Below are 26,150 nucleotides of genomic sequence, written 5' to 3'. Positions count from 1 at the left end.
ATGAACCAAATTTTGTTGTTTGAGTTATTCTAAAAAAATATGCATAGATCACATCAACTCTATATCTTCCTTTTATTTTGGCTAAGCTGCTGTTTAAATGCTGTTCCGGTATTGGCACAGTATACAGTAGATAATATACCTAGTCCGAAGCAGAAAGGGCAAGACTATTTTGTGTCCAATCCCGATGGGATCTTGTCATCAGGTACTGTAGCTGAACTGGATGGTTTATCCACACAGATCGAAGCAGCTACCAAAAGTGAGTATGCCATTGTATTGGTCAATGACTATGTCGGTGACAGCGATTTTGAATTTGCACTTAAACTATTTAATACCTGGGGTATCGGTAAGAAGGGGAGTAACAATGGTCTATTATTGTTTATTGCCAAAGATCGGCGGGAATATCGTTTTATTACGGGTTATGGGATGGAAAGTACCTTGCCTGATGCCTATTTAAAGCGGATCGGTGAGAAGTATCTCGTACCAAATTTTCGAAATGGAAATTATGACCAAGGAGTTCTTGAGGCTTCGCAGTTTATCAAAACCATTCTAATGTCGCCTGATAGCAAGGCTGAATTGGAGCGCCTGATGCCTGAGGCAACTCCGATCTGGAGCTTCAACAGTCCTATCCTGCGAAATTCACTTTTGGTACTGGCTTTATTTGCCATTTGTTATATCTGGCTGGGTGAGGTAACCCGCGCGATAAAAGGGCAACTGACCAAGAAAAGTAAGTATTTCCCACCACTGGTCAGCGGCTGTGGTTGTATGGGGATGTTGATGTTTGCCAGTGTCTTTATATGTGCTTTTGCATTGAACAACTTTGAAGTCGTTTATCAATGGAAGAACCTTCCTTACTTTATTTTTATATTTGGCAGTATCACATTGGCTATGAAATATAATGCGAGCCGTACGCAGATTGTCAATTCCTATCGTGATGAGGAGAATATCCAGCAAGCTCTGCGTAAATTTCGTATTTGGGGACTTGTCCCTTTACTATTAAGTCCTTTGGCGCTGTTTGATCTTTTTGGAATAAATAAACGGATTCGAAAAAATGAACTTCGATTGACTCCACCGGATGGTTCGGGACGTTGGTTGCGTATGAACAAAGATGATGATTCTACGCGGGAAAGTGCATACCTGGATAAAGGACAGCTTTTGGAAGAAAAAATTGGCAGTCGGTCTTATGAGATCTGGGTAGATCAGAATAGCAATGAAACCAAGTTGGTTCCCTGGGATGAAAATGCAGGGTACATTGATTGTCCGCAATGTCATTACCGTACATTTGAGACAGGTCTTTCACGGACGATCCGATCCGCAACTTATAGTTCGCAAGGACTTGAGGAACGTTTTGATAAATGCAAGAACTGTGGACATCGCGTCTCCCATGGTGAGCATACCATACCTGTTAAAGTGCGGTCTTCATCGAGCAGCTCCGGTGGTGGTGGTTCTAGTAGTAGCGGTGGTGGAAGTTTTGGCGGTGGCTCTTCGGGTGGCGGCGGTGCAGGTGGACGATGGTAGTTCGCAATTTAGGGGCAAAAAAAAGGTTTTCAATCGGGGAGAATGAAAACCTTAAATAACCAATTATAAACCTAAATTATGATGACACAATATAGTGTATTTATTACACTATCAAAAGTTTTTTTTAAAAAAAAATAAAAAATTAAGCTATATAGCGCATATATGATTTCTGTTTATAAATTAAAACCAAAGTTTCAGCAGTTATTAATGCCGATTTTGACCTTTTTGAATCGAAAAAAGGTAACTGCCAATCAGATTACTATTGGCTCCATAGTGCTGTCTTTGGTTATTGCAGTATTGTTTTGGTATGCTGATCGGATGCCAATTTTGTTCTTGGCATTACCGATCGGTTTATTATTGCGGATGGCCTTCAATGCATTGGATGGCATGATGGCCCGTCTTTTCAATCAGACGAGTAAAAAGGGGGAAGTCTTGAATGAGGTGGGCGATATTGTCTCCGATGTCCTGATCTTCTTTCCGTTGCTTAAATTTCATCCTGAGAGTTTATATCTAGTGGTATGCTTTATTATTTTGAGTGTCATCAATGAATTCTGTGGCCTCATTGGAAAAGTTGTTGCCAATGACCGTCGGTATGATGGACCCATGGGTAAAAGTGACCGTGCATTGTTGCTCGGCGTATATGGTATTTTGAGCTTGTTACAGATCTCGATAACGACTATTTCAGGCTATATTTTTGCTGTACTATGTTTGTTATTGATCTTGAGTTCGATAACGCGATTGAGAAAGGCATTGGTTGTACATGAGTGAAGTATCCAATCCGAAGGACAAGTTTGCTGACGTACCTGTTCGGGTCAGAAGCTGGGGGTACATTGTACTTGTACTGGCCATTGCTTTCGTTCCGCAAACAATAGCATTGTTGTTTGTTTCCTGGCTGACATTTCAGGGGATGCGCGAGTTTATGAAGATGTTTGTGCCCAATTTTAGTCTTGTGTTGCCCTTTGCTATTGTAACGGGTCTATTGCAGCTGATCCTTTTAATCTACTGCTCGTATAGCGCCTATCTATGTTGGGCGACACTATTGTGCATCGGGATTGGGCTGTTTTTCCGGTTCGGACAGAAAACAGCGATGGGTGCTGCTATCGGAATGACCTTTGGAGCCGCTGCCTGCCTGCTTGCATTCAGCCAGCTGGCCTTTATCCGGGCAGTAGAAATCAATCAGGATGAGCTGATGGGATTACGGCTTGTGGCCTATATCATTGTTTTAACCGAACTGAACGATGTATTCCAATACCTAATGGGTAAATTCTTTGGTAAACGAAAGATCGTTCCGCGTATCAGTCCAAACAAAACTGTTGTAGGATGTATCGGTGGTATCGGGCTGACTGTAATTTTGAGTAATATCCTGGGCTACCTGTTATTGCCATTTGGGGATTTTATCTGCTTTTCGTTGCTTGGTCTGCTCTTTGGTACGTTAGGATTTTGTGGTGACGTGCTTTTCTCCTTTTTGAAACGTAGGACAGGAGTCAAGGATACGGGCACATTAATCCCCGGACATGGTGGATTGCTGGATCGGATAGATAGCTTGGTGTTTAATGCACCAGTTTTCTATGGTTTGATTTGTTTGATAGAAATGACGAATTTGTAAATAGCACCAGAATCTTATGTCTCGAATCTCATACCTAATATATCGCTAAATGAATTATCAGCGGACAGTTTTATTTTCAGGAGGCGGTACTCGTTTTGGCTTGTACTTGGGCATGTATGCCGCGTTGGAAGAACTGGGGCTAAAACCAGACCTATTAATTGCTAGCTGTGGTGGATCGTTGGCTGCTGCGATTATTCAGTCTTTTGAAACGGATGCAGAGCGGAAATCTTATCTCCAATCCGAAGAGTTTTATCGCTTCTTCTGTGGACATCGGCTTACGGAACAACGTCATCTGGACAAACTGGGGTGGTATGTGCTAAAAAAGCAGTGGGATAAACGATCTGCTCCTTATCTGGAAGATATCTTTGATCGTTATCTGGTCAATATGGAACCTGATCTTTCGCCCTTGTTACCGACTTTGAACCGCCCATTTTCGGAAGAAATACCGTCGATTATTATTGGTTCGAAATTGCTTTTTGACCGTTCTGAAGTTGGGGAGAGACGTGGAGAACGTAAGCTTTATCAAAAAGTCTTGATGGGGAATACAGCTGTACTATCGAGAGTAAGTCTGGATAGCATCCAAATTCAAGGTGAAAATTATGGACAAAGTGCTGTTGCCCCAACGATAGCGATAAATTCAGCGGCTACATTATTGGAGGCTGTTCGTATTTCCATGTCCGATATGTTTTATATTGAGCCGATAGAGCGGAATGGAGAATATTATGCCGGTGGAGCCATTGATCTGGTACCTGTAGAACTGGCGCAGTCTTTGGCAGCAGAAGTAATCTGCGAGCGGAAGCAGAGTTATAAATTGCAGGAAGAGGGATTAGTCAGAGCGGTATTGGGCTTTAGCGGGAATCAACGCTTGCGGGATATTGATCAGCAATTTCAGAGCTTCCGATGGATCGATACAATGGACGCTGCGGAACAGTTAGCCGGAAACTATTGCAGAAAAGGCATAGATTGGCGTAGATTTGAAATAACATTGTCTCTTCCGGCAAGTCTGGATGAATTTGCGACCGCTATGGAAGCACAGTGGAATTATGGATATAGCAAGACGCTGGAACTGCGTATGGCGTAGTACACGATGTATCGGAATAATGGTCGTTGGGAGAGATGGCGCGAGATAGGGGATCGGCTTGATACAGGGAAATTATTGAGCTTGGACGACATTGACGCTACATACGGTTTAATACACGATGTATCTGGGTAATGGTTGTTGGAAGTATTTATCGTGTAATACGGGATCTATTGGAGAGTTTAGGTGGCATACCGAAGGTTTATTTGTTTGACAGGATAGCCCGATCAAGCGGGTAATATAATCGTTATTTTTTTTGTATAAAATGAAGGTATTTATCGCAGGCGGAACAAGCGGAATAGGTCTAGAACTAGCACAATGCTACCTCCAGCAAGGGGCTGAAGTTGCTGTATGTGGTCGAGACCTTTCAAAGTTGACCAATCAAGCGACATACGATGCGCTCATCAAGTTTGAAGTGGATGTATGTAATCGGGATGCTTTGGCTGATGTCGTTGATTGTTTCTGTCATTATGGGACATTGGATCTTTTTATCAATTGTACCGGAAGTTATGCCGATGATGTGGCACAGGGCATCAGTTATGAAGAGGCAAGTGCGATGCTCCGCGTCAATATGCTGGGAACCGTGAACTGTTTTGAAGTCGCCCGCGAAGCCATGCGTGGACAATCAAAGGGGCAGATCGCAACAATAGCATCCGTCTCGGGGACTTTAGATTTTCCGAATTCAAGTTTGTACAGCAAAACAAAGCGGGCCGCAATTCAAGTGGCTGATGCCTACAGAAGGGCATTGCTTCCGTATGGGATTGCGGTGACAGTCATCGCACCGGGGTATGTAGATACAACCAAGCTCCGTCAACTTAATCAGCAGGATCTCTCCAAAAAGCCCTTTTTGATCAGCGTAGACGATGCCACGCAGCGTATCCTAAAAGCAATACAGCAAAAGAAAGAAATCGTGATTTTTCCGAAGCGTATGAAATGGCTGATGGGATTTTTAGGCCTGCTCCCCCATGTATTATTAAGTAAAATCATGTTTAGGAAAGCCAAATGGATGAAAAACGATTAAAGAAGGTAGGCGGGCAGCTCCTTGTTGCCATCTATTGCCTGTTATTTTTTCAACTTACCTATTCCTATACAGCAGCCTACGCCTCCAGTTTAGCTGCGGTACCTTCCTTTGTATTCGATTTTGAACAGTACATTCCGTTCGTTCCATGGATGATCCTGCCCTATATGAGTAGTGGACTGTTTTTTTGCCTCGTGCCATTTTACTGTGGACAAAAAGGGGAGCTCCTGTGCTATGCAAAGCGATTTACGTTTGTTACCCTGATTGCGGCATTGTGCTTTCTCCTTTTTCCGTTGCGGTTTTCTTTTGACAGACCGTCGGTTGAATATCCTTTGTTTACTATTTTCTTTTCCTTCTTAAAGGAATATGATTCGCCTTTTAATCAGGCACCCTCCCTGCATGTCGCTTATGCCTGTCTTTTTTGGTCAGTGCTGCGTTGGAAGTTCAACGGATGGAAGAAAATAATCTTGGGCATCTGGCTTCTGTTGATGGGCTTAGGAACATTGGCCGTATATCAGCACCATGTGATCGATCTATTGACAGCTTGCATACTCGTTCAGTTCAGTTTTATACTCTTTCCGAATGCTATTGAACAGAGACATAAGCTACGGCAGAAATCAGGTATTGATTCCCAAAAACTTGATGATCGTCTTCCGGCAGTCAGAAACCAACAACTAGCGAATAGTTATTACCTTATTGGGTGGATATTCATGCTACTGGCGCTGCTCTGTGAAGGATACGTATTGCCGCTGATTGTTTTTGCCTGGGTAGCCTTCGTCTGCTTTGCGGTTGGTTACAATTACCTGCGCGGTAATACGAGGTTTTTAAAGGATCATCGGGGTCGAATACCGCTGATAAAGAAAGTATTTTATGCTCCTTACCAATTTGCATACCGGTTGATGTGGCGTTTTTTTAGAAATAAAAATAATCCGCCGCTAATGGAGTTATTGCCTCGTTGTTATGTGGGGCCAAGGTTGAACGCATCGGAGTTTGTAGCCTTGGGATCGGATCGCAATCTAGTTGTTTTTGACCTCGCGGCTGAACTGGAGGAGGTAAAACTCTTGGGTGCCATGGAAAAGTATTATTCTTTCCCTTTGCTGGATATTGCGGAGATCGATCTGCATCATGCCCAGGTGATCATAGATGCAATGGTGTCTGCCTACCGTGTATTGGGCGTGCATGAAAATATGGTCATTCATTGTACAATGGGTTATAGTAGGAGCATGATTTTTGCTGTTCTGATGACGCAGGAATTATTATCTTTAGATTTAAATAAAGCTATTGATCAGGTGAAGTCGATCAATAGGCATATGGTGTTACAGGATCATGCGATCCAGTTGATGAAAATTATCTTCGCGAGCAGATCATGATCAAGAAGGGTGGCTTGGTCTTTGTTTTTAACGACCATGGCTGAATAGATACTAAAATTACATACGCCATTGTATTGATGGAATAAATTATAAAAAGATGAAATCAGGTTATTTTAAGAGTTTCGATCAAGGGGAACTGCTATATCGTGTTTGGAATTATCAACAGGGACAAAAGGCTTTAGTTGTATTGCACCGTGGGCATGAACATTCAGAACGCCTGCAAGAGATGGCTACCGATCCACAGTTTGCCGATTATTCCATCTTCGCATTTGATCTGCGGGGACATGGCCATACCAAAGTGCCCGTATCACCGGTTTTCATGGATAATGTGCGCGATCTGGATAGTTTTGTGTCCTATATCCGCTCCGGATATGGGGTTGACACAAAGGATGTCTTTGTCATCGCCAATAGTATTGCCGGGGTCATTGTGAGTGCTTGGGTACATGATTTTGCCCCTCCGATCGCAGGTATGGCTTTACTGGCCCCTGCTTTCGAGATTAAGCTGTATGTACCACTGGCCAACCAGATGATTGCACTGGGAACTAAGCTGAAAAAGGATCTTGTTATCCAAAGCTATGTCAAGGCGAAGGTACTGACCCATGATATTGAGCAACAACAGGCTTATGATGCTGATCCCCTAATCTCAAAATCCATTAATGGTGCTTTATTGGTCGACCTATTGAAAGCCGGTGTGCGTATCGTCGAGGATGCAGCCGCCATAGATATTCCCGTGATCGTGCTATCTGCCGAAAAGGACTATGTGGTTAAAAACTCGGTGCAAAAGCAATTCTTCGTGTCCATCGCTTCCAAGCTAAAGACATTTATTACCTTACGCAATTTTTATCATGGTATCCTGTTTGAATCCAACAGACAGAAAGTCTATACCTATTTAAAAGATTTTATTACGAAAGCCTATGCAAGACAAAGACCTGAGCAGGGGCTGGAGCCTGATGAGTTTTCGGTAAAGGAATATGAGAAATTGTACCATAAGGTGATGCCTGCGGCTGAGAAACTAAACTATGCTTTTCAGAAATGGACTTTAGGCAAGATCGGATCATTGAGTCATGGTATGAATTTAGGGCTTCAGTTTGGTTTTGATTCGGGAATTTCATTGGATTACGTATACCGCAACGAGCCAAAGGGTAGGTTGGGGCTAGGTAAAATTATCGATAAAGGGTACTTGGAAGCGATCGGCTGGAAAGGAATCCGTATACGCAAACAGCATTTATTACATCTATTAGAAGAGAATATTGAGCAGGTCAAGTCTACAGGCCGGCCTGTGAAAATATTGGATATCGCTGGCGGTACCGGAAATTATTTGTTTGACATCAAAGAAAAATATCCGGAAGTGGAGATCGTGATCAATGAATTTATGTTGTCAAATATTGCAGTGGGTGAGAAAATCATCAAGAAGAAAGGGCTCCAAGGAATACGTTTCAGCAATTACGACTGTTTTGATCCGGAGACTTACAGCAAACTGGATTTTGTACCTAATATTGTGGTAATCTCCGGTATCTTCGAATTGTTTGGCGACAATGAAATGGCGAGCAGGGCGGTATATGGCGCGACTTCCATTTGTGAGGAAAACAGCCATTTGGTCTATACCGGACAGCCATGGCATCCACAATTGAAAATGATTGCTTATGTACTGAACAGTCATCAGAAGAAAGATTGGGTCATGCGCCGACGTTCGCAGAAAGAACTGGATCGGATTATGGCCTATAATGGTGTGGTGAAGGAACGGATGCTTATTGACGATTATGGAATATTTACCGTTTCTTCGGGAGCTGTAAAATAGGGTAATCGTGATTCGGAATGACTGTAGATGCGATCTTAGCTAAATCATCTGATAAATTATTTTTCTCCATTGGTTCGGATAGGCCAATGGAGAAAAATTAAGTTTATGGTTTTAGTTCTTATACTCGCGGATCGCCTGAATAATACCTTCCAGATTTTCATTGAAGTCCAGCAGCTGACCGAATACTTTATCGTCTTTGGCCAGTCCACCGTGTTTATTGTTCTTGCGGAAGATTTCCTTGATGGTTTCCCAACGTTCCAGTTCAACAGGGTTTAGCAGCTCGGCAAGCTCTTTTAGTTTTAAGAGATTGCTTTCGGTATCCGCTGTCAATGTCTGCGATTCGCTCTCATAGTGCGCAAGAAGAAGCTGATCAATTTCCTGCTCATTCATCATAGGCACCACCTGTGCAACCAATTTGCTCATATTCCGATACGATCCCTGCATTTTGAATGGTGGTTCGGTACGGTAATTATCCTGCATTGCTGCACTCTGAATATAATTCTGATTTACTTTGATCACGACATTTCTGATTTTTAGTACATGGCGCAGTACCGAGATAAAGTCATCGATATCCTGTTTCAGGTAGTTGCCCTCTAAATCCGGCAATTGATCCATAACAGACTGCGCATAATTGACTAGGGCGTAGAAGTCGTTAAAAGACTTGCTTGCAATTTTTTCGAGGTAACTGTTTTCAATAGCCGCATTTTCAATCAAACTGAGGTTGAATAATGCTTCGGTATCACCGATCACATCACCGAGATTGTACACATCGGCCCGGTTGGCAAGCATGTCGGGAATCTGAAACTTAGAGCCGCTCTCTGTATATGGATTTCCGGCCATCACGATGCAGAAGCGCTTGCCACGTAGGTCATAGGTCTTACTCTCGCCCTCAAAGATGCCATCAATCTTACGTTGACCATCGGCAAGAGAGATGAATTTCTGTAAAAACTCCGGATTTAAGTGTTGGATATCATCCAGATACAGCATGACATTGTCAGCCATCTCAAATGCAAGATTGATCTTTTTGAGCTCTTCCCGTTCTCCGGATGTTTTCGCTTCAATCGGGTCAATGGATGTAATCGAATGACCAATGGTCGGGCCATTGATTTTGACGAAATGTAAGCCCATAGTTTTGGCAAGATATTCCATTAAGGTGGTCTTACCGTAACCCGGAGGCGAGATCAACAGAAGCATTCCCATACGGGCCGTACGTTTGTTGTCGCCAGCGGCTCCCAGCTGTTTGGCGAGGTTATTTCCGATCAATGGGAAGTAAACTTCGTTGATCAGCTTATTACGTACAAAGGAGGTCAGTACTTTGGGCTCAAACTCACCTATCTTTAGTTCTTTAGCATAGGACTTTGCAAGCTGCTCTTTCAATGTGGAGAAAGCCACAAAACGGGGTACATTATAATCAGCGAATTGCGCCAGACGTGCTAAAAACTCATGATATTGGATATGTTCCTCTCCATTGTTCAGGATCGCATGATTGCCTTTTAATCCGCTGATATGCGCCTGGTCTTTTGCGATGATCAGGTGATACTCATGGGTCGGATAAAGCAACATGATCGCTGCTTCCTCAATATATTTACGTAGCATAAGATATTCCGGATGCTCATCAACGAAGGAGTTGAGCCAATTTAAAGTCAGGTAAAAGCGATCTACCACGCTAAATTGTTCGTTCTGAATATCCGCTTCAAATAGCTTGTAACTTTTCTTGGATTCCAGCAATCGAATAAACGCCTTTTTCAGTTCATCGGACTGTTCGCTGACGACAAAGGTATTGTAGCTCGTAAACGTCTGAAAAAGGTACGTTGCCAGATCACGGCCATGAATGGTGGAGCGATCCAAATGTGTCTCCCATGCATTGAATAACTTGGTCAGTTCATCAATGACAGACTGGTAACGATTTGAATTTGAAAACGTTTTTAATATCGTGTAGGTAGAATGTATCAGTGCCTGCTGCTTTGTCCGTTGATCATCCGAAAGGGATTGCCAAAATAACTGAGCCATCGTTCGCAATAGGGGATCATAGCGAAGCAGATCCAATTTGGTATCCAACTGTTTGACCGTATCATAGATCAATAGCGCATCCACATTGTGAACTCCTTTGACATAACCTTCTGAATAACTTTGCTCCACAGTCTGTGTGATGAATAATGCAGCATCAAAATCTTGTTGTCCTTTCGAAGCCAGGAATGCTTTGTATGCAAGGTATTCTGCACGATAGACTTCCTTATTTTCAGAGACAAGTTCCTGATCCCAGATATCCTGAAAACTGTTGATTTCCTCGGCCTGCACTTTTTGATAGAAACTTGTCCCCGTCAGGTGGAAATACAGTTCATCATTTCTGCGCAGCAAGGTAAGGCTAAGGGATTGGTTATTGACCGCAAACTTGTGCTTGCCCAATGCAATGATATTTTCGCCATCTACAAACAGATCATTTTTGTCACGTAAAACCCGTAAGGCGTCCTCCTGTGATTTCTTTAATAGATTTTCAAGGTTTTCTGCTTTTGAGACATCCTGCAGTGTTTTTAGCTCCTGTACCAATTGTCTGATCTTGTCGATCATCAGATCCGAGGCAAAGAAGCTGAGGATCTCTTCCCGCGTTGCAAATGTCTTGGATTTGTTTTCAATGTTCTTTAATACACGAAGACCGATCTGTTCGAGCGAGGAAGTACGCTTGTTGATCTGTTCAACGATTTGTTCTCTGCGGGAATTAAAAGCCTTGATAACTTCATCACGTTTGTCCGCGATCTTTAAAGCAAAATCTTCAAATTCAGAAAACTTACTTTCGAGCTCTTCCAGCTGAACGATGACTTTTGTGTAATATTCGTCTACCTTTTCGGTTGTCGTTGACAGTTCGAGGTAGTTGGTCACGGATTGCTCCAACAGGGTCAGCTGTGCAGAGAACTCGGCTATTGCTTCTGTACTCTTTAATGAATTGAGTTTTCGCGTTAGCTGTGCGCGCACTTCATTTAAGGAGGAGAAAATAACCGAAATTTTTTCAATGATTTTGGTTGTCTGTGTGGAGTCGTCAATTTTTAAACTATTGAGGATATCAATCAATAGTTCCAGTTCGCTTGAAATGGCCGAATTGGCTTCCTCGATTGCCTTGGCATCGTAGACCTTAACTATGGCCTCTACATTTTTCTTCTGCTGTTCTACCTTTTGTTCGTAAGTAAGCAGGGCTTCATCACGTAGGAGAAAAGCAATGGTTTTTTCGGCCAGGCCAGAGGTGATAACCTGCAGTTTTTCCAACAGACTATCTATGCTGACCGTATCAATATATTTTACATTTTTAAGGTCGATGATTTCACCCTGAAGACGACGGGAGTCGGCCAATTGATGGACGAGCTGATCGAGTTTGTCTACAACGGTACTATTGATGGAGAAGGTGAGTTCTTCCATCTTCTTTTCTGCTGCTAGATTTAATTCTGCGGCATGTTTGCGTTGTGCCTGTACTTTGACGAACTCATCAATAGCGGTATTGGCGACTTCCTTGATCTGTGTTAATGGCTGGCCAAGATTTGATAAGGCGTCATCTTTTATCCAGAAATAGGAATCCAATAAAACCGTGGATTTTTTGAGGATATCTTCGTATAAACCTTCGTAGCTGTCCTCTTTGTTGATAAGCTGTATAACCTCCTGAGCCTCGGCCATCGCTTGCACGATCTGTTTATTGCCTACCTTATAGAGGGGATCATCTTTCTTCTGCTCATTTTCTTTGAGCATGGCCATATAGGGTGTTTCCCAGATCTGAACCTGATGATGCCTGGTGGCTTCTGCCTCGGTGCGGAAATAAATTAAACTACCATCTTTGAACAGGGTAAATCCGTTGCAGATAATCGGGGTCTCGACATGCTGCTGAATGATGTTATATGACAGTAGGATATAGGTATTGGTTTCCTCCTGACAGAATATATACAGAAAATCTTCACCATTGGGGGAGGCTATCCTACGCAGGAACGATACATGTTCAAACTGGGCGTCAAAAACCTTGTGTGTACCATTTTGTAAGTAGTATCCATTCGAAAAAATAATCCCTTGATTGTCTGGTAACAATATTGCTGATTCATTCAGTGATTTGAGGTTGATTACTTCCTTCGTCCGTTGGTTATAGACAAAGGCCCTAAAATCTTCCTGGTATGGCTTGATGCGTACCGCAATAAGATTGCCGAGATCTGCATAGTAATAATCGGCATCGTCCAATTGTTGGTCTGCATTGACCACTTTTTCGGAATAGATCCCTTTGCCACTGTCTGTATTGTTTTCGATCTTGAAGGTGATGTCACCGTTGATTGCCTCAATAAAGATCTTATCCATAATGGATATATGGGGATATTTTCCCAGACGGCGATCATCGAGCGTTGTTTTTGTCCAGTCAAATTCAAATTGGTTGGGCAATTTGGCTTCATGAATGCTGCGGTCATCCTGATACTGGAGCTTACCATCTTTGATTAACCATTTGAATGCTTTGAGGTCAGCAGGATTTTTGCTGGTCTGAAAGATCATGTACAAATAGTTCTCCGTCCTACGAAATTTGGAGAATATGGAGTCCCTATAGTATTTATATAGGTTTTGATAATCTGAGATAAAATTTTGATCGTTGATCAGGTCTAGGGACTGCGGAATAAATTGATTATTCTCAAATGCATAAACACTGAAAACATCTTCCAGCTTGATCTCGGTACGCAGTCCAAAATGCACGTTATACCCAAAAATACATTGATTATCCAAGGCCAGAATGCCGCGGGCAACACAGTTGTTTTCTGTGGTGATCCGTTGATTGGCTTTGAGGACAAAACTCGTTGAATTGAAGACTTCTTTACGGGCTTCATTCAACCGCTGGAGCTTGGTCGCTAGTTCTTCTTTTTGTGTAAGAAGTCGCTTTCGGATAATCTCATATGCACCTTGATCAAGGCTATCGTTCTGATTTATTACGTTTTCTTCTGGCATAAGTTCCGCTAGTTCTTGACTTATTTAACTTTATTGAATTTTAATTCCTGACCATTTTGATACAGCGTCAGCGCTGTGATCTGATCATTTTCTTTGCTGAATTTCAGCTCGGCTTGCACAGCCGTATAAAATAGCTCTAACTCGTTTTTCGGATAGACTTCAATGGCTGACTGTCCCGATAACTGGGCAAATAGACTGCCATTATCATCAGCTGTAATTTTGAACTTCAATTCAGGTTGTTTTGTGTATTTATATGTCCCTAAAAGCTGTTTGATCTGAAACTCCACAAGTATGATCGCTCCCGTTAATTTTTCACGTTCAATAACTGGAGCCTTTCTTTTTTGAAGAATTGCATTAACAGCGGATGTCAATGGATATACATCAACCGTATTCCATTTGTTCATTAAAGCGATGAAATATTTTTGTTCTTTAAAATCTCGAATGTTGATCGTTTTATAGCCCGGATATCCCCCTGTGTGAAAATGCATCTTGCTTTCACTGTTGGTGCTGTCAGTAAAGACCCAGCCAAAACCATAGTACAAACCTGCCATTTTAATGGATTTGCCATTATTGAGCGTGTCGACAGAGATGGCCTTCATGAAATTCTGACGCGTTAATAGTGTATTGTTTTGGATAGCCTGATTCCATTGAAATAAATCTTGGGGCGTACTGCTTATTCCATAAGGCCCACTTCCACCATCAAAATAGGTTAGATAGCTAAATGCAGGAAATTCATCAACATTTTTGAAGCTTTTGGTCTTCGCATCATAGGCCATCCCCTTTGCGTAGTTTTTAAGGTCAGCATTGGGGGAACGTGCCGAAAATATGGCCGTGTTGTTCATTCCGGCAGGTTTGAATATATGCTGCTGCATATAGGAAGCAAAAGATTGCCCAGATACTTTTTCTACAATTAGAGCCAGGAGCAGGTAGTTTGTATTCGAATAAGTGTATTGATCACCTGGTTTAAAGGAGGTGCTGTAAATCTTTGTCTCAATTACTTTGAGGAAGTCCTGATTTGTATTTATTTTTTTCTTATCGATCCATTGCTGATCCCAGGCCAAAAATTCCGGTATTCCCGAGGTATGCCGCAATAGATTTTTGATACGGACATTTTTGAATTTTATATGCGGGAAATATTTGGTAATATCATCCTCATAGGAAAGCTTACCCTGTTCTTCCAATTGCATAATGGCCATCGCTGTAAACTGTTTAGTCACCGAGGCCAATTCAAAACGGCTGTTGCTATTTATTTTTTCTGTTTTTGCGGGGTTTTCGAAACCTATATATTTCTCAAAAACAACTTTTCCGCCATCTGCGACCAAGAATGCTCGGCTGAATTCACCGTCTTGATTCAAGGATTGGAATAGTGAATCCAATCGTTGCTGAACTGTCTGGGCAGTTACCAATACGGTATTTAAGCACAGGAAAATAGAAAATAGGACAAAACGTATCATGTGATTGCTTTGGTTTTTAGGATATTATCTTGAGCCTGTTAAGATTTGATGCTTTACAAGGCTCAAGATGATAAATGTATTTACAGCTTTTTATTGGAAATGCCTAAGTTTTTTGCCAACCCAAATAGTGAATTGATAAAACCTGCATCTTCACCGTTCTCAGCGTCTGTAGCCGCTTGCTGCAATTTGATCAACGCCGCAGACACTGTTAAGTTCTTGATATCATTGGATGAGATCCCATATTTATCCGCTAATCCACGTACTTTTTCAGCAAGATCACCTTTTCCGTCTGGGCCCAATAGTGAATTTTTGATATCAGTCGCATGTTTCGAATTGTCGATCAGATGGTCAAAACCTTTGGCATTGGATACCTGACGTACAATGTTTTCGAAGAACATGGTTTCACCACCAACGATGTCAATCTTCGCTGTTTTAAGTGCCTCGGACAATACCCCCGCCTGTGCTTGTGCAATATCTTTTTGGATATTGATCTGCGCAAGTTCGATGTCACGTTCTTTCTGTAACTGTAATTTGAACTCTTCGTGGTCTTTACCAACACCATCCAGTTTTTTCATGGCCTCTGCTTTCTCTTCGATACCTTTTGCCTCCGCAAGTGCTTTTTCACGGACAACTTCCGCCTGTGCTAAACCTTCTTTGCGCATGGCTTCGGCTTTCTTCTCAATAACATTTGCCTGTACAGTACCTTGCTTCTCTTCGGCTTCGGCTTTTGCAACCATTACTTCGGCTTCCGACAGACCTATCGCGGCTTCTTCTTTCGCTTGTGCTTCAGCTATGATCTTGCGGCTTTCGGCCTCTTTGAGTGACGCTTCTTTTTTCGCTTCGGCGTCTATTAATAATTCCTGTGCACGTTTTTCAGCGATTTTACGCGCTGCTTCGGCGTCAATCACTTTTTTCTCAGCCTCTTGTTCTGCAGCAATTTTCGCTGCTTCAGCAGCTTTTACCGTAGTAATTAATTTTTCTTCGGCTTCTTGTGATGCTGCAATAACACCCGCTTGTTTCTTCCGTTCTACTTCGCGGAATACTTCAATATCTTTGACTCCTTGTTGTTCTTCAATAACACCTTTTTCCAATTGGACGCGTTCTTTGATCACACCCTGAATACTTTTCTTTTCAGTCTCAATCGAACGTTCTTTGTCAATCTGAGCCAAGGTAACAATACGCTCACGTTCTGTCTGTTCCAGTGCACGGTCTTTTTCCACACGTTCTGCTTCTACAGCATCTGTACGTTGCTTGTTCTTCTCGGCGATGATTATCTGACGCAGCTTATTTTCTTCCTGTACAGCCAACTGCTCTTCGGTCGAAATGCGGACACTCTCATATTTCAAGCGTTCTTCCTCACGTACTTTTGCTATTTCGGCTTCTTCACGCGCTTTGATATTATCGATTTCACGTTTTTGTTTTTCTTCTTTTTCGGCAAGTTGACGATCCAGTTCTAAGATTGCCTCGCGTGCTTCTACGTTTTGTTTTTTGATCAATTTCTCTTCGTCACGACGGATGAAATTGGCATTGATATTTTGTTTTGCTGTCAGCTCGGTGATTTTCTTGATACCTTCACTATCCAGGATGTTACTGGGATTTAAGTGTTCGATATCTGTTTGTTCCAGGTAGTCGATGGCACAGTCATCAAGGATATAGCCGTTCAGGTCTGTACCAATGATATTGAGGATTTCATCACGAAACTCACGACGGGCTTCATACAATTCGATAAAATCAAACTTCTTACCTACGGTCTTTAGGGCTTCAGAAAATTTAGATTCAAAGATGCTCTTTAAAGTTTCGGGCTCACTTGCACGGTCGCATCCCAAATTCTGGGCAACGTTGATCACATCATCCACATTTTTGTTGACACGAACAAAGAATGCCACCTTGATATCTGCACGGATATTGTCTTTACAGATTAACCCTTCGCTCTGCATACGGGCGATTTCAATTTTTTTGATTGAGATATCCATGATCTCCATCTTGTGGAAAACAGGGACGACATACATACCCTTATTGAAGGCAACTTTTGTCCCGCCGACCCCCGTCCGGACAATCGCTTTTCCCTGCGGGATTTTTTTATAGAATGCACTCAGTACAACAAAGAATGCAAAAATTAAAAAGACAGCTAAACCGACAATTAGCAATATAATTCCGTTTAAGCCACTTAAAAATAAAAGAGGTTGATATAGCATATGATTAGTATTTATTTAGATTTTAGTATTTAGATATGAGTATTGAGATTTTACTTGCGCAAGCTTTTCGCTGACAAGGCGGCTCTGTCTTGCTCATCAATTTTAAATATTGTCTATGGTGATTTCCTTGGTGACATAATAATATTTTTTGTCCTTGGATTCATCCACGATAATGACATCATCACCATAGCCGATCTTTTCACCATTATGGCTCACGACATTGAGACGGATAGGGTCTTGTTGGATGATAAATTCAGCAGAACCTATTTTTTTGCCTTCAATACTAGCACGCATTTTTCCCATGCGCCCTAGGAAGTCATGGCTCTCTTCGCCATTATAGCCTATATTTTTAAACATTCTTGCGAGTGGTTTGGTCAGAAAATGCATTAAGAAAAACGTAACGATAAAAACAGGAATTAAGATCAATACCGATTTTATTCCCCAGGATGCGACGTCAATATACAATGAAGATACAATGGTGATCACCCAGCCAATAAATTTAAACATGGTCACAATAAGCATAATTGGCACTTTTCCGACATTGATATAATCCATTGCCTTGGCAAAGAAACCCGGTTCGGTATGCGTATCGGAGTCCGTATGATGGTGTGGGTGATCTGATCCATCGGCGTTCATATCATGCGAGCCATCTACGTCGCTGACATCAGGAGTAGGATGTAAGTCTACGTTGGCGTCAGCATCAAATAGATGTACACCATCCCCCATGAGGAACATAAAAAACCAATACACTACAGACAGGCCCGTCAGGACGGTCATGATGCCATTTGATAATGGGTTGAATAAGATATTGATTAATTCTGTCATCGTATTTTTTTAAATTTTTTCTCGTTTGAAGGTGTAATGAAACGACCAAGAGTGACCATTGACCTCCAAGTCTTGCATTGTGACCAATTCCCAGCCTTGATTCCCTAGATCGTTCAGGATCTCGTCGATTTTATCCGGATCCAATTTGGTTCCCCAGAAACCTTTGGGTTCGATTTTGACTGTTTTATACTCAAATCTCCGCATCGTTATTTAATTTTCGTTTTAACTCTTCCAGTTCATTGTTGACAGAGTCCGAACCACTGATGTTCTCATTGATCTCATCTATCCTACTTTTGTTGCCCGTTGCGATTTCGCCATAAGCTTTGGCCAAAGCCTCATCCTCTTCGACCTTTTCTTTCATGCGTTCCAGCATCGAAATGGTACTGTTTGAATCAATATTAGCAAGTTGTCGATTGACCATTTTAGCTGCATTGGATACTTTAACTCTTGCTTTCAATGTCGAAAGCTCACTTTCCCATTTGGATATATTGAATTTAAGTATATCCACATTCTTGCGCAATTCTTCGGCTGAGCTTTGATGGATTGTCGCTTGTTTTTCCAATTCGGTGGCTTCGATCAACAATTGCTTTTTTAGTAATAGGGCTTCTTTGGCTAAGCTCTCTGCTTTTTCAGTAGAAAGTTCGCCTTTTTGGGCCTTTTGCAATAATAAAATGGCTTTGTTTTCAAATTCATTGGCCTCTTCTTTTTTCTTCTCACAATTATTTTGCGTACGTATGGCTAGCGCTTTTACTTTTGCGTAAGCTTCCAACGATTGCTCTAGGTCTTCTTTCATCTCACGGATACCTTGTTCCGTCATTTTGATGGGGTCCTCCATTTTGTCCACTACAGCGTGGATTTCTGCTTGACCGATTCTGAAAATTCTCTTAAAAATATTCATTATTCTATAATTTTGAAAAACTTATTAACTGATTATAATATTCGCTGATCAAAAGACTGAGCGAATTAATGGCAGCATCAAATTCATTTTGATCGAGATTATGTATTTGCATCGTATATCGGAATATGACCTTTTTACCATCCTCTGTCAAGGCAAATCCGCCGTGGATGATATCTCTATTTTTGATGAGCAACGATTTGAACATGTCCATGTTTTCGTTGTTTAGAGTAAATAGGTACTGCTCGAAAATTATGATAGGCTGCGCAATACCCACAATGAGATTGCGAATACCATCATCTTCGTTTTCGATAACAAAAACACCTTCTTTTTCATCTTTATGGGTGATGTTATAACCGATATTGGCGATATAATTTTCAATTTTTGAGAAGTACATAATCAAGTTTTTTATATATTGCACATATTCTTTGCATAAAGATAGTAAATTGCAAAAATATTTTGCAAGAAAAAATTAATTTTTTTTTTAAAATGAGTAACGTTGGGAATAATATTAAGAAGCTGAGAAAGGTGAAAGGATTGAGTCAACAGGCTTTTGGAGATGTTTTTAATCTCACTAGAGGTAATATTTCATCTTACGAGGAGATGCGTGCTGAACCAAAAATCGAGATTATCTTGAAAATTGCAAATTATTTTGGCATTCCTGTGCAACATCTGATTGAAAAAAATCTATCCGTTAATGAGATCCTCAATTTTAACGATTATTTTCAGCCCGATATTCCTACATTAGGTGGCAAACGACTGTCGCAGGTTCCGCTGTTGGAAAGGGATACGTTATTAGATGCTTGTACTTATGTGTCAAAATTGAGTGAACTTCCGGTGATTGAGTTCCCGCTACAGAGCCGTAATCGTTTTATTGCGATAGAGTATATGGATGCTATATCGGTGCCAGGTGATTTTGCTGTAACAGCACAGTCGATTCTATTTTTCGAAGAAATTGATATTGAAAGCTTACATACACTAAATAATGCCTTTGGCCTGTGTTTTTCGGCGGAGGAATTCTTTATTGGAAAATATACAATGGCAGAAACAGAAATAAGCCTGGTGTTAAACGCTTGGAAAAAAGTCGACTTTGTATTGGCAGAGAAGGGAAACTTCTGGAAATTGTATGGTAAATTTGAAAGAATATAGACTTGCATTGTTGGGTGAGACCAAACACGAGCTCATTTGTACTGATGAGATCCGACGATATACCACCGAAGGCAGCATGAACCGAGTTAAATGAGCTCATTTATACCGATGGGACCAATACTTATAAATAATTTATACAGATGAAAGTACAAATCTTATTTGTCCATTTGATATCATACATTGCTTTTATCAGCTGTCAAAGCGATACATCCACTAAAACAAAAAGTGACCAAACCCCTAAAAAACCAGCTGTTGAGAGAATTGAAAGTTCAGCTAAAATGGACGAGAAAGCTGGTTGTTCGCCAGAAAAGGCAATGAAATTGATCCTAGCGCTCAAGGAAGTTGAGGAAAGCAAAAGAAATTTGGATAGCTTGACTGATCACAAAGCCAATATCTCGTTTATGATCGATAGTTTGAAACAAGATGAAAAGGAGTTGTATTCCCTTACCGCCGGATATAATAGTGAAGAAAGATTTGAACCTTATTATCATTTCTATTTGAACAAGAGTGATTGTAAGAATATCCAGATTCTGGACATCGTTTCTGGAGAATATCTTCCTTTGGAGACCTGGAGGAGCCAGAATCATAATTAACGCCATGGTGTTGTTACAATCGGAGACTATTTCAATCATCGGAGATTTAAATATAAATGCATGGGAAAGAGAAAAACTGAGGTTTTTTTGATGTTTATTTGTTTTGTAAAAAAAATATATTTGGATTATAAATTAAAATAATCCAAATTTAAGTTGGTAAATAATTTTAATTTATTATAAACTTATTCGTTTCATGAAAAAAATGATATTATCTGCGGCAATTGCTGCACTTTTCTTTGCTTCTTGTAATAATGCAGATAGCAAAAAAGTAGAAACAAAGGATACAGTCACTACAACTGATACTAAAGGTGGTGTTGCACAGACAACAACAACAGAAACTACTACTACTACTACTGCAGTGCCTAAGTTTAGCTCTCCAGAAGCACAACAGTTGGCAGACGATTACACAAAATATGTGAATGAATATGTTGCTGCTGCTAAAAGTGGAGATGCGACTAAGATCCAAGAGTTAGCTGGAAAGCAACAGGAATGGGCCACAAAGACGGCTACTGCTCTTACTAAATTAACTCCGGAAGATGCAAAGCTATGGACAGAGTATGCTCAAAAGCTAGCAACAGAGTTAACTGCGAGTGCAGCAAAATAATTTTTTTGATATAAATAGGAAAGTAGGACAACTTTAAATGTCCTACTTTCTTTTTATCCCCAAATTAGAACGGAAGTTCATCCTCATCCTCCTCTTGTAGTACTGGAATATCCTCGTTTGAGCAAGTTTGATCTGATAGAATCAAAAAGCTGTCAACTTTGATTTCAGTAAGATATCTTTTTGCTCCATCAGCATTTTCATAGTTACGATAGGTAAGTTTCCCTTCAACCATCAGTTTAGTCCCGCGACTACATTTCTTTTCAATGGTATTATTCTGCTTACCCCAAACAACAAGCGTATGCCATTGTACTTCTTCTACCCATTCACCCGCTTTGTTTTTGAAAAGATCATTCGTGGCAAGTCGTAAAACAGAGTAATTTGTCCCTGTTGAAGTGGTTCTGATGATAGGATCATTTCCCAAATGACCGATTAATTGTACTTTGTTACGTAATGTGCTCATTTTGTCTAATTTTTAAATGTTTCTAATAATTCTTATTTTAGTTCAGGCCATAACCTTCAATGGATGTGGAATGACCTTGAGCAAAGATGAAAAGGAGAGGGGATATTAATCGTCTGTTTACCATTTGTATTCGACTATAGTCGGTTGTAACCGTTTGTTGTCGTTTAAATTTCATATTAAACACTATGGAAAAAGTCTGTTTGGAATGTGGAGAAAATATAAGAGGAAGGTCGGATAAGCGCTTTTGTGATGACTCTTGCCGAAATACATATAACAATAAACTGAATAGCGATCAAACTAATCTAGTGCGCAATGTGAATAATATCTTGCGTAAAAACCGACGTATTCTAATGGATGTACTGAACGGGGAGGAGAAAGGTATGCTGAAGGTACAGCGGGAAAAGTTAAAAAGACTGGGATTTGATTTCAAATTTCACACACATACAATTACTACAAGCAAAGGTCAGACCTATAATTTTATTTATGAGATGGGATATCTAGCTTTAGAAAAAGACTTGATATTGGTTGTTCAAAAAAATCCGTTATAATATTTAACAACAATTTCTCCTCAATGTCAGCGCTTTTCCACTTTATTTCTTCTGGGAAATGTCCTTCTGATTTTCTAAAACCTATTCATGCAATTTTGTTTTCAGCTTGCTCGAATCACGAATTTCGATTCGAGCAAGCTGAGTACCAGTTATTCTTAACTTACATCGGATCCTTTAATGCTAAAATAGTTTACTGCTGTGAAGATGATAATCACTGCATAATAGCTAATTGGGATGAGCAGAAAAAGCCAGTTGTTAAATATGTAACTTAAAGATGAAGGCAACTCAATTTTTAAAAAATCTGCTACAAGAATATAACCTATAAAGGCGCCGAGAAATAAAAGACCGGTGGTATGTATGATGATGATCTTTTTTAGATGCATGCTGTATTGGGCATCTTTATTTTGCTTGGTGTAGCCCATAATGGCTGGGACCAATAGGCCTAATAGCGGGTTGACCAGAAATGTTAGGGAAGCGAGGTAAAGAGCCTTTATGCTTCCACTTTGGTTTTTGTCGATACTGATTTGATTTACATTTGGCATAATTAATTGTTCTAAAGGAATTTCTAAAATCTGACTGATTTGTCTTAAACTGAAACCACTGATCTCTTCTGTCCCCTTTTCGATTCGTTGTACTGTTCTTAAAGATAGACCGGCTTGATTGGCGAGATCCTGTTGTGTCAGTCCTCTGAGCTTTCTAGATTGTTTGATGAGTTGATTTACTGTTTGACTTTCCATAAAACGAAAATGGCTAAAAGGTTGATAATTTTAGAAAAAACGATATGACAATAATATGCCAATCCTATGATAGGTTTGTAAGTTGTTAATAATCAAATATTTTGTAATATGATAAATATTTTGAATCTTTGCAGCATAATAAGGTATTAATATAAAATAAAAAACGGAAGAATATGTTTGCTATACTAAAAAACCCAGCTTCGTCCTCAAAGAAGAGTCTTGGGCATATTCTCCGGAATACCGCACTCTCCTAATCTTCTTTTCCGGACCAATTTTGGCGCTTGTATATGACATCGGATTGTGTGTCTGTATGCCAAGAGATCATTTGAGATGATCTGACCGATAAAAGGAAATAGCTTCTGTGTGGCTAGAGGTAGCGCCAAGAAGCTTAATACTCATGTAATGTTTAAAAAAAACGATGAATTCAGTGAATAAATATGTTCTCCAGGCCTTGGATAATTATCCATATTATCTGGAGGATACCCTAGAATCCTTATCCTATGCCTTGTCATATGATGAATCCAATACCATGGCATTGTGTCTAATGGGACGGGTCTATGCGGAGCAGCTGTTTGATTATGAACAGGCAAAGAAATATTTTCAGGAAGCTTTAAGCCATAATGTGCATGCTTTGGAGGTGTATCCTTATTTTATACAGACCTTGATAGACATGGAAGATTATGAAGCCGCCAAGAAAACCATCAAATATGCGTTGACATTGCCGGGGATGTCTCTGGCTGTAATCTGGATCAAGAAGGTGCTGCTACTTGAGAAATTAAAAAAATACAAGAAGGCTTTAAAAATCCTCAAAATGGCCAAGTTGGATAATCTGAACAGCGATCTGTCCACGATCATAAAGTCTATTGAGGATCGGATTCAAGGAAAATTGGAAATGAATAAGACGGGTAAAAAGAGAAGTAAATAACAGACGAAGACGCTTGATGCCGGATAAAGTATTCAAAAAAAAAAAGCCCAAGATGAAATTTCATCTTGGGCTTTTATCAATATAGTTTAAGAATTATTCTGCTCTTAAGATTTTCGCAGCTTCAACCATAGATTCTAAAGCAGCTTTAGTTTCAGGCCAAGCACGAGTTTTCAAACCACAGTCAGGGTTAACCCAAAGTTGTTCCGAAGGAACTACCGCTTTTGCTTTGCGCAATAGGTCTACCATCTCATCTTTGCTTGGTACGCGTGGTGAGTGGATATCGTATACACCGGGACCGATATCGTTCGGGTATTTGAAATCACCAGCAAAAGCATTCAATAATTTCATTTGTGAACGGGAAGTCTCAATTGTAATTACGTCTGCATCCATTGCTGCGATATCTTCGATTACATTGTTGAACTCAGAGTAACACATGTGTGTGTGGATCTGCGTATCATCCTCTACATTAGATGAAGATACACGGAATGCACGTACAGCCCAGTTTAAGTAATCTTTTTGATCTGCTTTGCGCAATGGTAATCCCTCGCGGATCGCTGGCTCATCGATCTGAATGATTTTGATACCTGCTTTTTCCAAAGCTTGTACTTCGTCTAAGATCGCCAATGCGATTTGGTAAGTTGTGGTTGATCGTGGTTGATCGTTACGTACGAAAGACCATTGTAAGATTGTTACAGGACCAGTCAACATCCCTTTAACCGGACGGTTTGTCAATGATTGAGCGTATGAAGACCAACGTACAGTCATATCTTCTGGACGGTATACATCTCCATAAATAATTGGAGGTTTTACACAACGTGAACCATAGGATTGTACCCAACCGTTTTGTGTAAATGCATATCCAGCTAATTGCTCACCGAAGTATTCAACCATATCATTACGTTCGAACTCACCGTGAACCAATACGTCAATATCCAATTGCTCTTGAAGGCGGATTGTATTTTCTGTTTCTTCAGCAATCGCTTTATCGTATTCTTCTTGTGTGATCGATCCCTTTTTCAGATCAGCTCTCCATTTACGCACATCTTTTGTTTGTGGGAAAGAACCGATTGTTGTCGTAGGGAATGCTGGTAAGTTGAATTTCGATTGTTGTGCCGCTTTACGGTCAGCAAAAACTGATGTACGTTTTGCATCATCATCAGTAATGTTGCTTGTCCGTGTTTTAACTTCCGGTTTGTGGATCAACGGAGAAGTACGGCGGCTTTCTGCAGCAGTTTTGTTGGCTTCGAAACGTTTTGTTGTTTCTGCATCAACTTCACCTTCTGCTAAAATAGCTAGATCTTTTACCTCTGCTAATTTTTGTTTTGCGAATGCTAACCAGTTTTTAACTTCAGCAGGTAATGATTGCTCATTATGCTCATTATCTAAGTCAAAAGGAACGTGCAATAAAGAGGAAGAAGGAGCAATCCAAACGCGGTCTTTGCCTAATGCATCAACTGCTTGTTTGATTTTAACCAATGATTTTTCGTAATCGTTTTTCCAGATGTTACGGCCTTCAACAATACCTAATGATAATGTCAATGAAGCTGGAACTTTAGCTAAAACTGTATCCAATTGGTTTTCTCCACGTACTAAATCCAAGTGTAATGCATGGATAGGTAAGTTAACCGCGATATCTTCGTTGTCTTTTAAAGCTTCGAAGTAAGTTGTCGCGATCAATTTGATGTTTTTGGCAGCAGCAGCCAATTTCTCAAACGTAGGTTGGTATAATGCTTTTACTTTTGCATCTAAATCTAAAGCCAAGAAAGGCTCGTCGATCTGAACATATTGTGCTCCAGCTTCCGCCAATTTAGACAAGATTTGCTCATATACAGGAACTAATTTGTCCAATAGGTCGATACGGTCGAAACCAGCTTCTTTTTCTTTACCGATCAAAAGGTAAGTGATTGGGCCTAATAAAACAGGTTTTGTCTCAATACCCAATGATTTTGCTTCGTTGTATTCATTTAAGAATTTCTCAGAAGTCAATTTGAACTCTTGATCTTTTGTGAATTCAGGAACCATATAGTGGTAGTTGGTATCCAACCACTTGGTCATTTCCATTGCAGTCACATCAATTCCCTTTTGTTGGAAACCGCGCGCCATTGCAAAATATAAGTCTAAGCTGTAGTTGTTGTCTACTTTATTCAACAAAGAATGGTAACGAGCAGGAATTGCACCAACAGTAAGGGTTAAATCCAATACTTGATCGTAAAAAGAGAAGTCGTTGGAAGGGATCAAATCTATTCCAGCATCTTTTTGTGTTTTCCAATTGCCTTCACGAATTTTTTTTGCTGTGTCCAATAATTCCTCAACAGAAGATTTTTTAGCCCAATAGGCCTCATTGGCTTTTTTCAATTCGCGGAACGCGCCCACACGAGGGTAACCTAAATTGTTAGTCAATAACATAATAATGTTTTTAATATT

22 protein-coding genes are annotated in these 26,150 nt (G+C 40.5%); 12 read left to right on the top strand and 10 right to left on the bottom strand.

What is annotated here, in order from left to right; all coding sequences use genetic code 11:
• Window positions 1–39 precede the first annotated feature (39 nt).
• The 7 genes from AC07UV_RS05750 to AC07UV_RS05720 all read left to right on the top strand — a co-directional run bounded on the left by AC07UV_RS05750 (window position 40) and on the right by AC07UV_RS05720 (window position 8,385).
• Window positions 40–1,515 (top strand): TPM domain-containing protein, encoded by a 1,476-nt coding sequence (locus AC07UV_RS05750; protein WP_495183002.1) that lies wholly within the window; start codon window positions 40–42, stop codon window positions 1,513–1,515.
• A gap of 162 nt (window positions 1,516–1,677) precedes the next feature.
• Window positions 1,678–2,283, top strand: a complete 606-nt coding sequence (locus AC07UV_RS05745; protein WP_495183001.1) for a CDP-alcohol phosphatidyltransferase family protein — start codon at window positions 1,678–1,680, stop codon at window positions 2,281–2,283.
• A complete protein-coding gene (locus AC07UV_RS05740) occupies window positions 2,276–3,121 on the top strand; it encodes a phosphatidate cytidylyltransferase (RefSeq protein WP_495183000.1) in 846 nt (281 codons plus the stop codon). Before AC07UV_RS05745 ends, AC07UV_RS05740 begins: the two co-directional genes overlap by 8 nt.
• Window positions 3,122–3,170: 49 nt before the next feature.
• Window positions 3,171–4,202: a patatin-like phospholipase family protein gene (locus tag AC07UV_RS05735; protein WP_495182999.1), complete on the top strand. Its 1,032-nt coding sequence runs from the start codon at window positions 3,171–3,173 to the stop codon at window positions 4,200–4,202.
• A gap of 262 nt (window positions 4,203–4,464) precedes the next feature.
• Entirely contained in the window at window positions 4,465–5,220 is a 756-nt protein-coding gene (locus tag AC07UV_RS05730; RefSeq protein WP_495182998.1) for an SDR family NAD(P)-dependent oxidoreductase, read from the top strand.
• Window positions 5,202–6,587 carry a phosphatase PAP2 family protein gene (locus tag AC07UV_RS05725; RefSeq protein ID WP_495182997.1) on the top strand — a complete coding sequence of 462 codons (1,386 nt, stop codon included), beginning with the start codon at window positions 5,202–5,204 and terminating at the stop codon, window positions 6,585–6,587. The genes AC07UV_RS05730 and AC07UV_RS05725 overlap by 19 nt, the downstream gene beginning before the upstream one ends.
• Before the next feature lie 97 nt (window positions 6,588–6,684).
• The gene (locus tag AC07UV_RS05720; protein WP_495182996.1) at window positions 6,685–8,385 is read left to right on the top strand and encodes a bifunctional alpha/beta hydrolase/class I SAM-dependent methyltransferase; all 1,701 of its coding nucleotides are present in this window, start codon (window positions 6,685–6,687) and stop codon (window positions 8,383–8,385) included.
• Between the two features lie 111 nt (window positions 8,386–8,496).
• Here AC07UV_RS05720 and AC07UV_RS05715 read toward each other — a convergent pair whose 3' ends face one another.
• The 7 genes from AC07UV_RS05715 to AC07UV_RS05685 form a co-directional block, all read right to left on the bottom strand.
• Window positions 8,497–13,341: a DNA repair ATPase gene (locus tag AC07UV_RS05715; protein ID WP_495182995.1), complete on the bottom strand. Its 4,845-nt coding sequence runs from the start codon at window positions 13,339–13,341 to the stop codon at window positions 8,497–8,499.
• A gap of 20 nt (window positions 13,342–13,361) precedes the next feature.
• On the bottom strand, window positions 13,362–14,795 hold the full coding sequence (locus AC07UV_RS05710) for a serine hydrolase domain-containing protein (RefSeq protein WP_495182994.1): 1,434 nt from the start codon (window positions 14,793–14,795) through the stop codon (window positions 13,362–13,364).
• A gap of 80 nt (window positions 14,796–14,875) precedes the next feature.
• Window positions 14,876–16,990, bottom strand: coding sequence for a flotillin family protein (locus AC07UV_RS05705; RefSeq protein WP_282250787.1), 2,115 nt, complete (start codon window positions 16,988–16,990; stop codon window positions 14,876–14,878).
• Between the two features lie 102 nt (window positions 16,991–17,092).
• Window positions 17,093–17,815 (bottom strand): OB-fold-containig protein, encoded by a 723-nt coding sequence (locus AC07UV_RS05700; protein WP_282250786.1) that lies wholly within the window; start codon window positions 17,813–17,815, stop codon window positions 17,093–17,095.
• 9 nt (window positions 17,816–17,824) lie between these two features.
• Window positions 17,825–18,019, bottom strand: a complete 195-nt coding sequence (locus tag AC07UV_RS05695; RefSeq protein ID WP_257094693.1) for a DUF4177 domain-containing protein — start codon at window positions 18,017–18,019, stop codon at window positions 17,825–17,827.
• Window positions 18,006–18,713, bottom strand: a complete 708-nt coding sequence (locus AC07UV_RS05690; protein ID WP_282250778.1) for a PspA/IM30 family protein — start codon at window positions 18,711–18,713, stop codon at window positions 18,006–18,008. Before AC07UV_RS05690 ends, AC07UV_RS05695 begins: the two co-directional genes overlap by 14 nt.
• 4 nt (window positions 18,714–18,717) lie before the next feature.
• The gene (locus AC07UV_RS05685; protein ID WP_282250776.1) at window positions 18,718–19,107 is read right to left on the bottom strand and encodes a YbjN domain-containing protein; all 390 of its coding nucleotides are present in this window, start codon (window positions 19,105–19,107) and stop codon (window positions 18,718–18,720) included.
• A gap of 92 nt (window positions 19,108–19,199) precedes the next feature.
• Between AC07UV_RS05685 and AC07UV_RS05680 the strand changes: the two genes are divergently transcribed.
• The 3 genes from AC07UV_RS05680 (at window position 19,200) to AC07UV_RS05670 (ending at window position 21,056) form a co-directional block, all read left to right on the top strand.
• Window positions 19,200–19,859 (top strand): helix-turn-helix domain-containing protein, encoded by a 660-nt coding sequence (locus AC07UV_RS05680; protein ID WP_495182993.1) that lies wholly within the window; start codon window positions 19,200–19,202, stop codon window positions 19,857–19,859.
• A 140-nt stretch (window positions 19,860–19,999) separates the two neighbouring features.
• Complete coding sequence (locus AC07UV_RS05675; protein ID WP_495182992.1) at window positions 20,000–20,452, top strand: hypothetical protein; 453 nt, start codon at window positions 20,000–20,002, stop codon at window positions 20,450–20,452.
• Between the two features lie 193 nt (window positions 20,453–20,645).
• Complete coding sequence (locus AC07UV_RS05670) at window positions 20,646–21,056, top strand: hypothetical protein (RefSeq protein WP_495182991.1); 411 nt, start codon at window positions 20,646–20,648, stop codon at window positions 21,054–21,056.
• A 64-nt stretch (window positions 21,057–21,120) separates the two neighbouring features.
• On the opposite strand, the gene AC07UV_RS05665 is transcribed toward AC07UV_RS05670, so the two are convergent.
• Entirely contained in the window at window positions 21,121–21,516 is a 396-nt protein-coding gene (locus AC07UV_RS05665; RefSeq protein WP_282250770.1) for a single-stranded DNA-binding protein, read from the bottom strand.
• Between the two features lie 185 nt (window positions 21,517–21,701).
• On the opposite strand from AC07UV_RS05665, the gene AC07UV_RS05660 reads away from it, so the two are divergent.
• The gene (locus tag AC07UV_RS05660) at window positions 21,702–22,064 is read left to right on the top strand and encodes a hypothetical protein (protein WP_495182990.1); all 363 of its coding nucleotides are present in this window, start codon (window positions 21,702–21,704) and stop codon (window positions 22,062–22,064) included.
• Window positions 22,065–22,219: 155 nt separating this feature from the next.
• On the opposite strand, the gene AC07UV_RS05655 is transcribed toward AC07UV_RS05660, so the two are convergent.
• Window positions 22,220–22,801 carry a helix-turn-helix domain-containing protein gene (locus tag AC07UV_RS05655; RefSeq protein ID WP_495182989.1) on the bottom strand — a complete coding sequence of 194 codons (582 nt, stop codon included), beginning with the start codon at window positions 22,799–22,801 and terminating at the stop codon, window positions 22,220–22,222.
• A gap of 418 nt (window positions 22,802–23,219) precedes the next feature.
• Between AC07UV_RS05655 and AC07UV_RS05650 the strand changes: the two genes are divergently transcribed.
• Window positions 23,220–23,726 (top strand): hypothetical protein, encoded by a 507-nt coding sequence (locus AC07UV_RS05650; protein WP_495182988.1) that lies wholly within the window; start codon window positions 23,220–23,222, stop codon window positions 23,724–23,726.
• Between the two features lie 93 nt (window positions 23,727–23,819).
• On the opposite strand, the gene metE is transcribed toward AC07UV_RS05650, so the two are convergent.
• On the bottom strand, window positions 23,820–26,132 hold the full coding sequence (gene metE, locus AC07UV_RS05645) for a 5-methyltetrahydropteroyltriglutamate--homocysteine S-methyltransferase (RefSeq protein ID WP_495182987.1): 2,313 nt from the start codon (window positions 26,130–26,132) through the stop codon (window positions 23,820–23,822).
• Window positions 26,133–26,150: the final 18 nt, after the last annotated feature.

Source organism: Sphingobacterium sp. GW821-FHT03E03, from assembly GCF_059420745.1.
The sequence above is the reverse complement of the archived record's forward strand: the minus strand, read 5'-3'. Positions and strand labels throughout refer to the sequence as shown.

What these genes read in the sequence shown, in the direction of transcription:
- AC07UV_RS05750 (WP_495183002.1), top strand. Translation starts at nt 40, where the DNA reads ATGCATAGATCACATCAACTCTATATCTTCCTTTTATTTTGGCTAAGC.
- AC07UV_RS05745 (WP_495183001.1), top strand. Translation starts at nt 1,678, where the DNA reads ATGATTTCTGTTTATAAATTAAAACCAAAGTTTCAGCAGTTATTAATG.
- AC07UV_RS05740 (WP_495183000.1), top strand. Translation starts at nt 2,276, where the DNA reads ATGAGTGAAGTATCCAATCCGAAGGACAAGTTTGCTGACGTACCTGTT.
- AC07UV_RS05735 (WP_495182999.1), top strand. Translation starts at nt 3,171, where the DNA reads ATGAATTATCAGCGGACAGTTTTATTTTCAGGAGGCGGTACTCGTTTT.
- AC07UV_RS05730 (WP_495182998.1), top strand. Translation starts at nt 4,465, where the DNA reads ATGAAGGTATTTATCGCAGGCGGAACAAGCGGAATAGGTCTAGAACTA.
- AC07UV_RS05725 (WP_495182997.1), top strand. Translation starts at nt 5,202, where the DNA reads ATGGATGAAAAACGATTAAAGAAGGTAGGCGGGCAGCTCCTTGTTGCC.
- AC07UV_RS05720 (WP_495182996.1), top strand. Translation starts at nt 6,685, where the DNA reads ATGAAATCAGGTTATTTTAAGAGTTTCGATCAAGGGGAACTGCTATAT.
- AC07UV_RS05715 (WP_495182995.1), bottom strand. Translation starts at nt 13,341, where the DNA reads ATGCCAGAAGAAAACGTAATAAATCAGAACGATAGCCTTGATCAAGGT.
- AC07UV_RS05710 (WP_495182994.1), bottom strand. Translation starts at nt 14,795, where the DNA reads ATGATACGTTTTGTCCTATTTTCTATTTTCCTGTGCTTAAATACCGTA.
- AC07UV_RS05705 (WP_282250787.1), bottom strand. Translation starts at nt 16,990, where the DNA reads ATGCTATATCAACCTCTTTTATTTTTAAGTGGCTTAAACGGAATTATA.
- AC07UV_RS05700 (WP_282250786.1), bottom strand. Translation starts at nt 17,815, where the DNA reads ATGACAGAATTAATCAATATCTTATTCAACCCATTATCAAATGGCATC.
- AC07UV_RS05695 (WP_257094693.1), bottom strand. Translation starts at nt 18,019, where the DNA reads ATGCGGAGATTTGAGTATAAAACAGTCAAAATCGAACCCAAAGGTTTC.
- AC07UV_RS05690 (WP_282250778.1), bottom strand. Translation starts at nt 18,713, where the DNA reads ATGAATATTTTTAAGAGAATTTTCAGAATCGGTCAAGCAGAAATCCAC.
- AC07UV_RS05685 (WP_282250776.1), bottom strand. Translation starts at nt 19,107, where the DNA reads ATGTACTTCTCAAAAATTGAAAATTATATCGCCAATATCGGTTATAAC.
- AC07UV_RS05680 (WP_495182993.1), top strand. Translation starts at nt 19,200, where the DNA reads ATGAGTAACGTTGGGAATAATATTAAGAAGCTGAGAAAGGTGAAAGGA.
- AC07UV_RS05675 (WP_495182992.1), top strand. Translation starts at nt 20,000, where the DNA reads ATGAAAGTACAAATCTTATTTGTCCATTTGATATCATACATTGCTTTT.
- AC07UV_RS05670 (WP_495182991.1), top strand. Translation starts at nt 20,646, where the DNA reads ATGAAAAAAATGATATTATCTGCGGCAATTGCTGCACTTTTCTTTGCT.
- AC07UV_RS05665 (WP_282250770.1), bottom strand. Translation starts at nt 21,516, where the DNA reads ATGAGCACATTACGTAACAAAGTACAATTAATCGGTCATTTGGGAAAT.
- AC07UV_RS05660 (WP_495182990.1), top strand. Translation starts at nt 21,702, where the DNA reads ATGGAAAAAGTCTGTTTGGAATGTGGAGAAAATATAAGAGGAAGGTCG.
- AC07UV_RS05655 (WP_495182989.1), bottom strand. Translation starts at nt 22,801, where the DNA reads ATGGAAAGTCAAACAGTAAATCAACTCATCAAACAATCTAGAAAGCTC.
- AC07UV_RS05650 (WP_495182988.1), top strand. Translation starts at nt 23,220, where the DNA reads ATGAATTCAGTGAATAAATATGTTCTCCAGGCCTTGGATAATTATCCA.
- metE (WP_495182987.1), bottom strand. Translation starts at nt 26,132, where the DNA reads ATGTTATTGACTAACAATTTAGGTTACCCTCGTGTGGGCGCGTTCCGC.